Origin of the sequence: Nocardioides ungokensis (assembly GCF_013466985.1) — a bacterium.
In the GTDB taxonomy this organism is placed as follows: Bacteria; Actinomycetota; Actinomycetes; order Propionibacteriales; family Nocardioidaceae; genus Nocardioides; species Nocardioides ungokensis.
On record NZ_CP059164.1, the window covers coordinates 3,329,937 to 3,342,370 of the forward strand.

At 71.5% G+C, this 12,434-nt stretch carries 12 protein-coding genes; 3 read left to right on the forward strand and 9 right to left on the reverse strand.

Annotated features, from left to right (window positions below):
• Positions 1–4 precede the first annotated feature (4 nt).
• Both ndk and H0S67_RS16410 read right to left on the reverse strand, forming a co-directional pair.
• A complete protein-coding gene (gene ndk, locus H0S67_RS16405; RefSeq protein ID WP_180933904.1) occupies positions 5–412 on the reverse strand; it encodes a nucleoside-diphosphate kinase in 408 nt (135 codons plus the stop codon).
• 10 nt (positions 413–422) lie between these two features.
• The gene (locus H0S67_RS16410; protein WP_246354812.1) at positions 423–974 is read right to left on the reverse strand and encodes a pyridoxamine 5'-phosphate oxidase family protein; all 552 of its coding nucleotides are present in this window, start codon (positions 972–974) and stop codon (positions 423–425) included.
• Between H0S67_RS16410 and pdxR the strand changes: the two genes are divergently transcribed.
• Complete coding sequence (gene pdxR / locus H0S67_RS16415) at positions 963–2,510, forward strand: MocR-like pyridoxine biosynthesis transcription factor PdxR (protein ID WP_246354813.1); 1,548 nt, start codon at positions 963–965, stop codon at positions 2,508–2,510. The genes H0S67_RS16410 and pdxR overlap by 12 nt on opposite strands.
• Before the next feature lie 10 nt (positions 2,511–2,520).
• Here pdxR and H0S67_RS16420 read toward each other — a convergent pair whose 3' ends face one another.
• Together H0S67_RS16420 and folC are read right to left on the reverse strand one after the other, a co-directional pair.
• On the reverse strand, positions 2,521–2,895 hold the full coding sequence (locus tag H0S67_RS16420; protein WP_246354814.1) for a DUF4233 domain-containing protein: 375 nt from the start codon (positions 2,893–2,895) through the stop codon (positions 2,521–2,523).
• Positions 2,896–2,938: 43 nt separating this feature from the next.
• Complete coding sequence (gene folC, locus H0S67_RS16425) at positions 2,939–4,327, reverse strand: bifunctional tetrahydrofolate synthase/dihydrofolate synthase (RefSeq protein WP_180933905.1); 1,389 nt, start codon at positions 4,325–4,327, stop codon at positions 2,939–2,941.
• Between the two features lie 159 nt (positions 4,328–4,486).
• Here folC and H0S67_RS16430 point away from each other — a divergent pair, with 159 nt between their 5' ends.
• Complete coding sequence (locus tag H0S67_RS16430) at positions 4,487–5,026, forward strand: hypothetical protein (RefSeq protein ID WP_180933906.1); 540 nt, start codon at positions 4,487–4,489, stop codon at positions 5,024–5,026.
• A 72-nt stretch (positions 5,027–5,098) separates the two neighbouring features.
• Here the strand turns inward: H0S67_RS16430 and H0S67_RS16435 are convergent, their stop codons facing one another.
• The gene (locus tag H0S67_RS16435) at positions 5,099–5,998 is read right to left on the reverse strand and encodes a GNAT family N-acetyltransferase (RefSeq protein ID WP_180933907.1); all 900 of its coding nucleotides are present in this window, start codon (positions 5,996–5,998) and stop codon (positions 5,099–5,101) included.
• A gap of 78 nt (positions 5,999–6,076) precedes the next feature.
• Here H0S67_RS16435 and valS point away from each other — a divergent pair, with 78 nt between their 5' ends.
• Positions 6,077–8,698, forward strand: coding sequence for a valine--tRNA ligase (gene valS / locus H0S67_RS16440; protein ID WP_180933908.1), 2,622 nt, complete (start codon positions 6,077–6,079; stop codon positions 8,696–8,698).
• 26 nt (positions 8,699–8,724) lie between these two features.
• Here the strand turns inward: valS and H0S67_RS16445 are convergent, their stop codons facing one another.
• From H0S67_RS16445 to H0S67_RS16460, 4 genes are all read right to left on the reverse strand, one after another.
• Complete coding sequence (locus tag H0S67_RS16445) at positions 8,725–9,600, reverse strand: hypothetical protein (RefSeq protein WP_180933909.1); 876 nt, start codon at positions 9,598–9,600, stop codon at positions 8,725–8,727.
• Between the two features lie 153 nt (positions 9,601–9,753).
• Positions 9,754–11,037: an ATP-dependent Clp protease ATP-binding subunit ClpX gene (gene clpX, locus H0S67_RS16450; protein ID WP_180933910.1), complete on the reverse strand. Its 1,284-nt coding sequence runs from the start codon at positions 11,035–11,037 to the stop codon at positions 9,754–9,756.
• Between the two features lie 156 nt (positions 11,038–11,193).
• Complete coding sequence (locus H0S67_RS16455) at positions 11,194–11,805, reverse strand: ATP-dependent Clp protease proteolytic subunit (RefSeq protein ID WP_180933911.1); 612 nt, start codon at positions 11,803–11,805, stop codon at positions 11,194–11,196.
• A gap of 5 nt (positions 11,806–11,810) precedes the next feature.
• Complete coding sequence (locus tag H0S67_RS16460; protein ID WP_180936975.1) at positions 11,811–12,416, reverse strand: ATP-dependent Clp protease proteolytic subunit; 606 nt, start codon at positions 12,414–12,416, stop codon at positions 11,811–11,813.
• Positions 12,417–12,434: the final 18 nt, after the last annotated feature.

The following is a 12,434-nucleotide window of genomic DNA, read 5'->3' on the forward strand; positions in this document are numbered from 1 at the left end:
CGTGTCAGAGGTTCGGGAACCAGATCTTGATCTCGCGCTCGGCCGACTCCGGGCCGTCGGAGCCGTGCACGAGGTTCTCCCGGTTGGACAGCGACAGGTCACCGCGGATGGTGCCCGGCGCGGCCTTGCGGCCGTCGGTGGCGCCGTTGAGGGCGCGCACGACCTCGATGGCCTCGTCACCCTCGAGCACCATGGCGACCAGCGGACCGCTGGTGACGAAGGCCCGGAGCGGCGGGTAGAAGTCGCGCTCGACGTGCTCGGCGTAGTGCTCGTCGGCCTTGTCGGCGTCGATGGTCCGGAGCTCCATGGCCACGAGTGAGAGGCCCTTGGCCTCGAAGCGGGAGAGGACCTCCCCCACCAGTCCACGACGGACGGTGTCGGGCTTGAGGAGGACCAGGGTGCGCTGCGTCATGGCCCGCACCCTACCCAGCGGCGAGTCCGGCGGCGCGACGGCGTACGTCCTCGGGGACGGGACCGCCGGCGTCGGCGTCCGCGACCGGGTCGCCGGCCACGCGGCGCAGCGGCACGTGCCCGCCCCACACCCCGGCGGCGACGTCCTCCGGCTCGTCGACCGGGCCACCGGCCCGGACCTTGAGGGAGGCCTCGTGCAGGGGAACGGCGAGCACCGCGGTTGCGGAGAGCTCCTTGCGGGTGCTCGCGCGCAGGGTGGCCGAGCGCCCGGGGACCATGTGGTCGACGATCAGCGCGAGCGCCCGCTCCTTCTCGACCGCGTCGTCGACGAGGCGGGCCGCTCCGATGACGACCGACGATCGGTAGTTCATCGAGTGGTGGAAGGCCGAGCGCCCGGCAACGAGCCCGTCGAGCTCGGTGACCGTGACGCACACGGTCGTGTCCTCGGCGCCCCGCAGCCAGCCGGCCGCCACCGAGCCGTGCAGGTAGAGGGTGCCGTCGCGGTCCGGGCCGCCGGGGTCCACGGCGTAGGCGGTGGGGAGCACGACGGGGTGCCCGCCCATGACGACGCCGACATGGGCCACCAGGGCGTCGGCGAGCAGCGCGTGCAGCTGGTCGCGGTCGACGACGGCACGGTTGCGACCGCGGGTGACGGTCGTGCGGGGGACGGCGAGAGCGGAGTCGTGGTCACCGGACTATCGTCGACTCCCGGTGGCCCGTCGTCACGGGCCAATTCGAGACCACTTGGACAGGACAATCCGGTGCCCCACTCCCCCGTGCCGGTGCGGCTCGACCGCAGCCGCGGCGTGCCGCTCGGCGTCCAGCTGTCCGGGCAGATCCGCGAGCTGGTGCTGGCCGGCACGCTCGCCCGCGGCGACCGGCTGCCCAGCACCAGGTCACTGGCGACCGACCTCGGCGTCGCCCGCTCGGTCACCGAGCAGGCCTACGACCAGCTGCTCGCGGAGGGCTGGCTGGAGACCCGTCGCGGCGCCGGCACCTTCGTCGCGTCCGGCGGGGGCGCAGCCCTCGCGGCGCCGGCCCGACGGCGCACGCCGTCCCCCGGCCGTGACCTGGTGTGGCTGGACGCCGGGACGCCGTGGATCGACCCGCGGCACGCGGCCGGCTGGCGCCGGGCCTGGCGCGAGGTGTCCACCGCCCGCCCGCCGAGGGGGTACGACGACCCCCGCGGGCTGCCGGAGCTGCGCGCGGCCCTGGCCGACCACGTGGCCCGCACCCGCGGCCTGGCGGTGGACCCCGACGAGCTCGTCGTCACCCACGGCACCACCGACGGGCTCAGGCACGTGCTGGCCGCGCTGCCGCCCGGCCCGGTGGCCCTCGAGGACCCGGGCTACCGCGCCGCCGTCGAGACGGTCCGCGGCAGCGGGCGGGGCGTCGTCGACCTGCCGGCCACCGCCCCGGTCACCGATCTCGCGGGCGTCGTCGCCGCCTACCTCACCCCCGCCCACCAGCACCCGCTCGGCCGCGTGATGCCGGCGACGGACCGGCTCTCGGCCCTGGCTGCCGCCCGGGCGGCGGGGGCGGTGCTGCTCGAGGACGACTACGACTCCGAGTTCCGCTACGACGTCGCGCCCGTTCCGGCCCTCGCGACGCTCGACCGCTCACGGGTCGCCTACCTGGGCACCGCCTCGAAGTCCGTCGCTCCGAGCCTGAGGCTGGGCTGGCTGGTGCCGCCACCGGACCTGCTGGAGCCGATCAACGAGCGCCGCCGCATCACCCACGACGCCGCTCCCTGGCCGGTCCAGCGGGCCTTCGTGTCGCTGCTGCGCGAGGGCTACGTCGACAAGGTGGTGCGCACGGCACGCCGGGTGTACGCCGAGCGGGCGCCGCGGGTGGCCGCCGCGCTCTCGCCGTACGCCGAGCTCGCCGGACCGCTCGCCGGGATGTACTCGACGTGGCTGCTGCCCGCGGCCGAGGCGCGCCGGGCCCGGAACTCGGCCCGCGCCGCCGGCTACGGGGTGAACCTGCTCGCCGACTACTGCCGCTCCTCGGACCTCACCGGCCTGGTCGTCGGCTTCGGCGGGTGCACCGACGAGCAGCTCGAGGAGGCGCTGGCGGCGCTGGTGCGGCCGCTGGGGTGAGGGCTGGGCGTCAGTCCCGCTGCGCGTCGAAGGCGGCGTACGCCGCGGCGCGCTCCCGCTCGATCTTGCGTCCGAGGAAGTAGCCGGTCCCCCACAGCAGCGCGAAGATCGCGCCGAGGACGAACATCAGCGGGATCACGAAGCCGAGGGCGATCGCGGCCACCTGGACCGCCCACCCGAGGGTGTAGGCCCACTCCGCGCGGAGCATCCCGGCGAGCAGCAGGCAGACGACCATCAGGCCGAGGCCGATGGCCAGAGCGGTGCCGAGGGCAACGTCGGAGACGGACACCATGACCGGGGTGGTCAGCCCGAGCGTGATCGCCTCGAGGCACAGGATCGCGGCACACATCCCGCGGCGGGGCGAGCGGGTCCGGTCGTCGCTCATGCGGCGTCCCTGCGCAAGCACAGCGAGCGGTTTCGTGGCGTGTTCATGCGCGGGCCTCCCTGCCGCGCGGCACGAGCAGCGCCCGGGCCTCGCCGACGGTGACGACCGAACCCGTGACGAGCACGGCGCCGGAGCCCAGCGGGTCGCCGAACGCCTCGCCGGCCTCCGCCAGCGCGGCCGCCTGGTCGACGGCGTCGGCCAGCCGCGGCGCCACCGAGACGCGGTCCTCCCCGAAGACGGCGCGGGCCGCCTCGGCGAGCCGCTCCGCGGGCAGGGCACGCGGGGTGGAGTTCTGCGAGCAGATGACGTGGGCGAGGTGCGGCTCGAGCGCCGTCAGCAGGCCCTCGTGGTCCTTGTCCGACATCACCCCGAGCACCCCGATCAGCGGGGAGAAGGTGAAGGAGTCCTCGAGCGCGGCCGCCAGCGCCTCGGCGCCGTGCGGGTTGTGGGCCGCGTCGAGCACGACCGTGGGGCTGCGCCGCACGATCTCCAGCCGGCCGGGCGAGGTGACCTCGGCGAACGCCGCGCGCACCAGGTCCTCGTCGAGCGGCTGGCTCTGCTCACCACTGGCCGCGAACGCCTCGACCGCGGCCAGCGCGACCGCGGCGTTCTGCGCCTGGTGGGCCCCGTAGAGGGGCAGGAAGACCTCGTCGTACCTCCCCCGCAGCCCCTGGAACGAGACGACCTGTCCGCCGACCGCGGGGACGCGCGAGACCACGCCGAACTCCATGCCCTCCCGGGCGACGGTCGCCCCGACCTCGGCGGCGCGCTGGATCAGGAGCTCGGCGACCTCGGGGGTCTGCTGGGCCAGCACGGCGATCGAGCCGGGCTTGATGATGCCGGCCTTCTCCTCCGCGATGGCGATCGGCGAGTCACCGAGGTACTGCGCGTGGTCGACCGCGATCGGCAGCACCACGGCCACGTCGGCATCGGCGACGTTGGTGGCGTCCCACGAGCCGCCCATCCCGACCTCGACGACCGCCACGTCGACGGGTGCGTCGGCGAACGCGGCGTACGCCATGCCCACGACCGTCTCGAAGAACGACAGCGGGTGCTCCTGGTCCTCGTCGACGAGGTGGGTGTAGGGCGCGACGTCGTTGAAGGCGCGCACGAACTCCTCGTCCGTCAGCGGCTCGCCGTCGACGGAGATGCGCTCGGTCATCCGCTCCACGTGCGGGCTGGTGAAGCGCCCGGTGCGCAGATCGAGTGCGCGCAGCAGGGTGTCGATCATCCGCGACGTCGACGTCTTGCCGTTGGTGCCCGTGAGGTGGATCAGCCGGTACGACGTCTGCGGGTCACCGAGCAGCTCGGTGAAGGCCCGGATCCGGTCCAGGGACGGCTCCAGCCGGGTCTCCGGCCAGCGGGACAGGAGGGCGTCCTCGACCTCGGCGAAGGTCTCGGCGAGGCGGGGGGCGGCGGGGGTCTCACTCATCGTGTCCCGAGTCTATTTGACCGGGCCCCAGCCGCCGAACCCGCGAATCGCCAGAAGATTGACCAAATCAACCACCCGGTCCCGATCCGCGTGACACGCTGCAGGCGCCCCGCCGGGCAAAGGACGCCCGGTGGGTCCGTACTAGGGGGGACACATCTCATGAAGCACATCAATGCCCGTACCGCGCTCGGCGTCTCGGTCGCCGGCATCGTCCTGGCCGTCGGGGCCGGTGTGGGCGGGGCGACCGCTGCCGGTCTCATCAACTCGGCGCAGATCAAGGACGGAGCGGTCCACGGCGTCGACCTGTCCGACGGCGTCAACAAGAGGCTGGACCGCACCGGCGAGCAGGGACCTGCCGGCAAGGACGGCGTGACCAACCTGACCGCCGGTGCCGACTACAAGACCACCTGGGTCGGCGACGGTGGCGCGAGCCTCCAGACCGTGCGCGGCGAGTGCCCGGCCGGGCAGTACGCGCTCGGCGGTGGGTTCTCCACCTGGGGCGGCGACAAGGACCTGGGCGGCGACAACAAGTCGATCCAGGTGACGGTCTCCGCGCCGTACTTCGAGGGCGACTACGTCCCCGTCGACGACGCGGGCAACTTCCGTCCGACGGAGTGGGTCATCAAGGGATACAACAACGGCAACACCGACCAGATCGTCCGCGCCTGGGTGACCTGCGCCGACGTGGCGACCAACTGAGACCAGCACGACCTCCGGAGCCCGGCCCTCGCGCGAGTCGCGAGGCCCGGGCTCCGTCCGGTTGGACTGCCCTCAGCCGACGACGAGGTTGGCCATGTCGGCGACCGGGCGGTAGCCGAGGGCCTGGTAGATCCGGTTGGACGTCGGGTTCGCCTGGTCGGTGAACAGGCAGACCCGGGCGCCCTCGTCGAGCAGCCGCCGGGAGACCTCGGCGACGCCGGCGCTGGCGTAGCCGCGGCCGCGGTGCTCCTTCGGCGTGTAGACCGGCCCGACCCGGGCCACCCCGAAGCTCGGCGCGTTGAACCCGGTCAGGTGCACCGGCTCCCCCGCCACCTCCCAGAGCCAGACCCGCCCGGCGTCGATCCGCTCGACCATGTCCTCGCGGGTGAAGTACTCCTCGTGTCCCTCGCCCTCCGTCCGGCCGGCCTGCTCGGCGGCGTCCGCCGCGAACGCCTGGAACCACGCCAGGCACACGTCGGTGTCCGCGGGCGTCGCCCGGCGCATCCCGCCCGGCACCGGCATCGGCTCCACCAGCTCGCCGAGCTCGAAGAGCCGCGTGTGCTCCCAGATCGTGGCGGCGCCACCCTGGAGGCGGGCGGCCTCCTCGGCCACGACGCGGGCGGCCGGCAGGGTGCCGTTGGCGCCACCGAGGTGCTCGCCGCGCGCGTGCACCGCCCGGGCCAGCGCGACCGCCGCGTCGTCCGGCATCGGCAGCACGAACAGCGGGTGGGGCGCGAACGGTGCGGTGCGCATGGCCACGCCCGCGACCGCGCCGGCGCCGTCGCGGACCACGGCCCACCACCGAGGGTGCGGGGGTGTCGGGACCCCCCGCTCCAGCTGGGCGAGCACCCGGTGGGTCACCGTCGAGACCACGGTCGTGAGCACCGGGTCGGCGGCCAGGTGCTCCTCCGATAGGGCCAGGAACTCGGCCGGGTCCTCGGTGATCAGCACCTCGTGGGGTTCGTGGGACATGGCCGGAGGGTAGGCCCGGCACCACGCCGCTCCACAACCGGTTTCCGGGGGTGGGCGCTCTCACCCTAGGATTTCGCCATGACGGAGACCACGCACGAGCAGGCACCGAACACGACGAGCACCGACCAGCGTGCCGTCGTCGTACCGGACAAGCCGGCGCTGGAGGGTCTCGAGGCCTCCTGGAGCAAGCGGTGGAAGGACGACGAGACCTACCGCTTCGACCGCTCCCAGCCCCGGGAGAGCGTCTACTCGATCGACACCCCGCCGCCCACCGTGAGCGGCAGCCTGCACGTGGGCCACGTCTTCTCCTACACCCACACCGACCTCATCGCCCGCTACCAGCGGATGCGCGGCAAGTCGGTCTTCTACCCGATGGGCTGGGACGACAACGGCCTGCCGACCGAGCGCCGGGTCCAGAACTACTACGGCGTCCGCTGCGACCCGAGCCTGCCCTACGACCCGGACTTCACCCCGCCGGAGAAGCCCGATGCGAAGAAGCAGGTGCCGATCAGCCGACCGAACTTCGTCGAGCTGTGCGAGCGGCTCGTGGAGCAGGACGAGGAGGTCTTCGAGCAGCTGTGGCGCACCCTCGGCCTCTCGGTCGACTGGTCGCAGCACTACACGACCATCGGGCCCAAGGCCCAGACGGTCAGCCAGCGCGCCTTCCTGCGCAACTTCGCCCGCGGCGAGGCCTACCTCCACGAGGCGCCGACGCTCTGGGACGTCAGCTTCCAGACTGCCGTCGCCCAGGCCGAGCTCGAGGCCCGCGAGTACGCCGGCCACTACCACCGCGTCGCCTTCCACAAGCCGGACGGCAGCCCCATCCACATCGAGACGACCCGGCCCGAGCTGATCCCCAGCGTCGTCGCCCTGATCGCCCACCCCGACGACGAGCGCTACCAGCCGCTCTTCGGCACCACGGTCACCTCGCCGGTCTTCGGCGTCGAGATCCCGGTGCTCGCCCACCCGGCCGCCGAGATGGACAAGGGCGCCGGCATCGCCATGTGCTGCACGTTCGGTGACCTCACCGACGTCACCTGGTGGCGCGAGCTGGACCTGCCGGTCCGCACGCTCATCGGCCGTGACGGCCGGATGTCGCGCGAGACCCCGGACTGGCTGGCGGGCGAGCAGGCCGCCGCGGCGTACGAGGACCTCAAGGGGAAGACCGCCTTCTCCGCGCGCGAGGCGGTCGTCGCCAAGCTCCGGGAGAGCGGTGACCTCGAGGGCGAGCCGACCCCGACCCAGCGGATGACGAACTTCTACGAGAAGGGCGACAAGCCGCTCGAGATCGTCGCCACCCGCCAGTGGTACATCCGCAACGGCGGCCGGGACGCGTCGCTGCGTGCCGAGATGCTCGAGCGCGGCGCCGAGATCGAGTGGCTCCCGGGCCACATGAAGCATCGCTACGACAACTGGGTCGGCGGCCTCAACGGCGACTGGCTGATCTCGCGGCAGCGGTTCTTCGGCATCCCCTTCCCGGTCTGGTACCCCCTCGACGCCGAGGGCGAGCCCGACTACGACCACCCCCTGCTGCCCCGCGAGGAGGAGCTGCCGATCGACCCGTCTACGCGGGCGCCGCAGGGCTACGCCGAGGAGCAGCGCGGCAAGCCGGGCGGCTTCATCGGGGACCCGGACGTGATGGACACCTGGGCGACCTCGTCCCTCACCCCCCAGATCGCCGGCGGCTGGGAGAGCGACGACGACCTGTGGCAGCGGGTCTTTCCGATGGACCTGTGCACCCAGGCGCACGACATCATCCGCACCTGGCTGTTCTCCCGCGTGGTCCGAGCCCACTACGAGAACCACGCGGCGCCCTGGTCGCACGCCATGGTCTCGGGCTTCATCCTCGACCCCGACCGCAAGAAGATGTCGAAGTCCAAGGGCAACGTCGTCGTCCCGACCGACATCCTCGAGAAGTACGGCGCCGACGCCGTCCGCTGGCGCGCCGCGATGGCGCGACCGGGTCTCGACTCGCCGTTCGACGAGAGCCAGATGAAGGTCGGCCGTCGCCTCGCCATGAAGATTCTCAACGCCTCGCGCTTCGTCCTCAGCGGCGTGGGCGCCACCGGGCTGACGCCCTTCGAGGTCTCCGAGCCGATCGACTGCGCCCTGCTCGGCCGGCTGGCCAACGTCGTCACCAAGGCGACGGAGTCCTTCGACGCCTACGACTACACGACGGCCCTGGAGACGGCGGAGAAGTTCTTCTGGGAGTTCTGCGACGACTACCTCGAGCTGGTCAAGGAGCGGGCGTACGACGAGGAAGGCGGCACGGCGACCTCGTCGGCCAAAGCCACCCTGGCGATCGCGCTCGAGGTCCAGCTGCGGCTGCTCGCGCCGTTCCTGCCCTACGTGACCGAGGAGGTCTGGTCGTGGTGGCAGGAGGGCTCGATCCACCGGGCCGCCTGGCCCACCGAGCTCGACCTCGGCTCGGCCGCGGCGGCCGACCCGACCATGGTCGACGCCGTGGCAGCGGCGCTGATCGGGATCCGTGGCGCGAAGTCGCAGGCCAAGGTCTCGATGCGCGCGGAGCTCTCCCGCGTGGAGATCACCGGACCGGAGACGCTGGTCCGGGCTGCGGAGCAGGCCGCCGACGACCTGCGCAAGACGGGCCGGATCACCGGCGACCTCGTCTTCACCGTCGTCGACGACGCGCAGGAGATCAGCGTCGATGCGCAGCTCGCCGAGGCCCCGCAGGGCTGAACACGTCCCGCAGCGCTCCGGCCGGCTCAGTCGTGCCGGGGCCCGCGGTGGTGACCGTGCTGCGCCACGTGGTGGTGGCCGTGCTGCCTGGTCAGGCCGTGCGGCTTCGCGTGGCCGTGCTGCTTCCCTTGGCCGTGGCTCCCGCCCTGGCCGTGGTGCCGCGCGGGCTCGTGTCCCGGTGCCTGCTGCGAGTGTCCGGGCTGGGCCGGGAAGTCGCTCTGCCCGGGCGGCTGGGCGTGACCGAGCGCCTGCCCGACAGCGTTCCCGAGCTCGTCACCCAGCTGGCCCGCGAGCTGCTGGAGCTGCGTACTGCCCGCGACCTGCCCCTGCTTCTCCGAGCCGTCGCCGGGCCAGGTCTCGCCGTGGCCCGTGTCGCCGTGGCCCGTGTCCTCGTTGCCCGTGTCCGCGCTGTCGGCGTGGCCCTGGGTGTGACCCTGCGCAGGGCCCTGGTCCTGGCCTTGGTTCGGGGCGTGCCCCTGCGGCTCACTCTGCGTCTGGCCCTGCGAGTGGCCCTGCGAGTGGCCCTGCCCGGGTGCCTGTCCCCCGTGTGATGGCGAGCCCGGCCCGGGTTGATCCGGTCCGGACGACGCATGGTCCGCGGCACCGTGGCCGGTGGCGGCCGGCGCCCCGGTCGGCGAGGACCCCGAGGTGGACGGTGCCGGCGGCGCCGTGATCGGCGCTGGGGTCGTCACGGGGAAGGGCGGGTCCGCCGCCTGCCGCTGACGACTCCGGTCGTGCACCGTGCCGGTGGAGACGAACTCCACACCGGCCACGACCCGTGCGCTGCCGTGCTGCAGGATCCCGACGACAGCGTCGCTGCGGATCGCGTTGACGATGATGAGGACGCACATCACGGCCACGACGACGAACGCGAAAAGCGGTCGCTTGTGGTCGGCGCTCATGGTGGTGGATTCCCTCGTAGGCGTGAGATGGGCAGGCAAAAAGCGCCTGCCCCAAGCAAACCGAACCTGACCCGAGGACAACATGGCCCGATCGGACCCAAATTGACTAGTCCGAAGGGACTAGCTCAGCCCGACAGGGTGCTGCGACGCCCGTCAGGCGGACTTCTTCTTCTTCGCCTCGGACTCACGCGGGATCAGCGTCGGCGCGACGTCGTCGGTGACGACCTCGCCGGTGACGATGACCTTGCCGATGTCGCCGCGCGAGGGCACGTCGTACATCACGTGGAGGAGGACCTCCTCGATGATGGCGCGCAGACCGCGTGCGCCGGTCCCCCGCTCGAGGGCCTTGTCGGCGATCGACGCGATCGCGTCGGGTGTGAACTCCAGCTCGACGCCGTCGAGGTCGAAGAGCTTCTGGTACTGCTTGACCAGCGCGTTGCGGGGCTCGGTGAGGATCTGGACGAGGGCCTCCTGGTCCAGCTTGGAGACCGACGCGATCAGCGGCAGGCGGCCGATGAACTCAGGGATCAGGCCGAACTTGGTGAGGTCCTCAGGACGCACCTGCGTCAGCAGGTCGTCGGCCTCGCGCTCGGCGGCGCCGCGGACCTCGGCGGTGAAGCCGAGGGTCTTCTTGCCGACCCGCTGCTCGACGATGTGCTCGAGGCCGGCGAACGCCCCGCCGACGACGAACAGGATGTTCGTCGTGTCGATCTGGATGAACTCCTGGTGGGGGTGCTTGCGGCCGCCCTGCGGCGGCACCGAGGCGGTCGTGCCCTCGATGATCTTCAGCAGGGCCTGCTGCACGCCCTCGCCTGACACGTCGCGCGTGATCGAGGGGTTCTCCGCCTTGCGGGCCACCTTGTCGATCTCGTCGATGTAGATGATCCCGGTCTCGGCCTTCTTGACGTCGTAGTCGGCGGCCTGGATCAGCTTGAGCAGGATGTTCTCGACGTCCTCACCGACGTAGCCCGCCTCGGTGAGCGCGGTGGCGTCGGCGATCGCGAACGGGACGTTCAGCATCCGGGCCAGGGTCTGGGCCAGGTAGGTCTTGCCGCAGCCGGTCGGGCCGATGACGAGGATGTTGGACTTGGCGACCTCGACCGACTCCTCCTTGCTGTGCTTGCCCGCCACGGGCTGGAGGCCGGCCTGGACCCGCTTGTAGTGGTTGTAGACCGCCACCGCGAGGGACTTCTTGGCGTGCTCCTGCCCGATCACGTAGGAGTTGAGGAACTCGAAGATCTCCTTGGGCTTGGGCAGCTCGTCGAGGCTGACCTCGGCACCCTCGCTGAGCTCCTCCTCGATGATCTCGTTGCAGAGGTCGATGCACTCGTCACAGATGTAGACACCCGGACCGGCGATCAGCTTCTTGACCTGCTTCTGGCTCTTCCCGCAGAAGGAACACTTCAGCAGGTCCCCTCCGTCACCGATACGTGCCACGGGCGGTCATCCTCCGGTTCGGCCGGCGAGAGATCCGCCGGCAGTCCTACATCGCGTTCAGTCGAAAACTTCTGTGCTGCAAACCCTTGGACGGTACCCCGTGCCGCCCCCCGAAGGGCGCGGGACACGAGGATCGCGTCCGGGACACCGCCCCGGTCAGCCGGCCACGGCGGGCGTGCCCTTGAGAGACTCGAGCACGGCGTCGATCAGGCCGTACTCGACGGCGCCCTCGGCGGTCAGGATCTTGTCACGCTCGATGTCGCGGCTCACCTGTTCGATGCTGCGACCGCTGTGGTCGCTGATCATCTTCTCCAGCAGCTCGCGCATCCGCAGGATCTCGTTGGCCTGGATCTCGATGTCCGAGGTCTGGCCGAAGGTGCCCTCGGTGTAGGGCTGGTGGATCAGGATCCGGCTGTTCGGCAGCGCCAGCCGCTTGCCGGGCGTGCCGGCCGCGAGCAGGATCGCCGCGGCCGAGGCGGCCTGGCCGATGCACACCGTCTGCACGTCGGGCTTGATGAACTTCATCGTGTCGTAGATCGCCGTGAGGGCCGTGAACGAGCCACCCGGGCTGTTGATGTAGATGCTGATGTCCTGGTCGGGGTTCATCGACTGCAGGCACAGCAGCTGGGCGATGACCGCGTTGGCCACGTCGTCGGAGATCGGCGTGCCGAGGTAGATGATGCGGTCCTCGAACAGCTTGGCGTAGGGGTCGATGCGGCGGAAGCCGTAGGACGTGCGCTCTTCCCACTGCGGGATGTAGTAGTTCATCTCAGTCAGTCCCTCTCGTGGGCCGGGCGGCCGTGGTCGGCCGCGTCGCGGGCGCTCTTGATGACCTGGTCGACCAGGCCGTACTCGAGGGCCTGGTCGGCGGTGAACCAGCGGTCACGGTCGGCGTCGGTCACGACCTGCTCGATCGGCTGGCCGGTGTGCTCGGCGATGAGGTCGAGAAGCACCTTCTTGATGTGCAGGGACTGCTGCGCCTGGATCTTGATGTCCGAGGCGGAGCCGCCCATGCCCGAGGACGGCTGGTGCATCATGATGCGCGCGTGCGGCAGGGCGTAGCGCTTGCCCTTGGTGCCGGCGCAGAGCAGGAACTGGCCCATCGAGGCGGCCAGGCCCATGCCGACCGTGGCGACGTCGTTGGGGATGTAGTTCATGGTGTCGTAGATCGCCATGCCGGCGTCGACCGAGCCACCAGGGCTGTTGATGTGCAGGAAGATGTCGGCCTCGGGGTCCTCGGCCGACAGCAGCAGCAGCTGCGCGCAGATCGCGTTGGCGTTCTGGTCACGGACCTCGGAGCCGAGGAAGATGATCCGCTCTCGCAGCAGGCGCTGGTAGATGTGGTCGTCGAGCACGTTGAAGCCCGCCCCCCCGTTCATCTGGGGCGCGAGGCTGGG

What these genes read in the sequence shown, in the direction of transcription:
- H0S67_RS16410 (WP_246354812.1), bottom strand. Translation starts at nt 974, where the DNA reads ATGGGCGGGCACCCCGTCGTGCTCCCCACCGCCTACGCCGTGGACCCC.
- H0S67_RS16445 (WP_180933909.1), bottom strand. Translation starts at nt 9,600, where the DNA reads ATGAGCGCCGACCACAAGCGACCGCTTTTCGCGTTCGTCGTCGTGGCC.
- H0S67_RS16435 (WP_180933907.1), bottom strand. Translation starts at nt 5,998, where the DNA reads ATGTCCCACGAACCCCACGAGGTGCTGATCACCGAGGACCCGGCCGAG.
- H0S67_RS16455 (WP_180933911.1), bottom strand. Translation starts at nt 11,805, where the DNA reads ATGAACTACTACATCCCGCAGTGGGAAGAGCGCACGTCCTACGGCTTC.
- H0S67_RS16420 (WP_246354814.1), bottom strand. Translation starts at nt 2,895, where the DNA reads ATGAGCGACGACCGGACCCGCTCGCCCCGCCGCGGGATGTGTGCCGCG.
- ndk (WP_180933904.1), bottom strand. Translation starts at nt 412, where the DNA reads ATGACGCAGCGCACCCTGGTCCTCCTCAAGCCCGACACCGTCCGTCGT.
- folC (WP_180933905.1), bottom strand. Translation starts at nt 4,327, where the DNA reads ATGAGTGAGACCCCCGCCGCCCCCCGCCTCGCCGAGACCTTCGCCGAG.
- H0S67_RS16430 (WP_180933906.1), top strand. Translation starts at nt 4,487, where the DNA reads ATGAAGCACATCAATGCCCGTACCGCGCTCGGCGTCTCGGTCGCCGGC.
- valS (WP_180933908.1), top strand. Translation starts at nt 6,077, where the DNA reads ATGACGGAGACCACGCACGAGCAGGCACCGAACACGACGAGCACCGAC.
- H0S67_RS16460 (WP_180936975.1), bottom strand. Translation starts at nt 12,416, where the DNA reads ATGAACGGGGGGGCGGGCTTCAACGTGCTCGACGACCACATCTACCAG.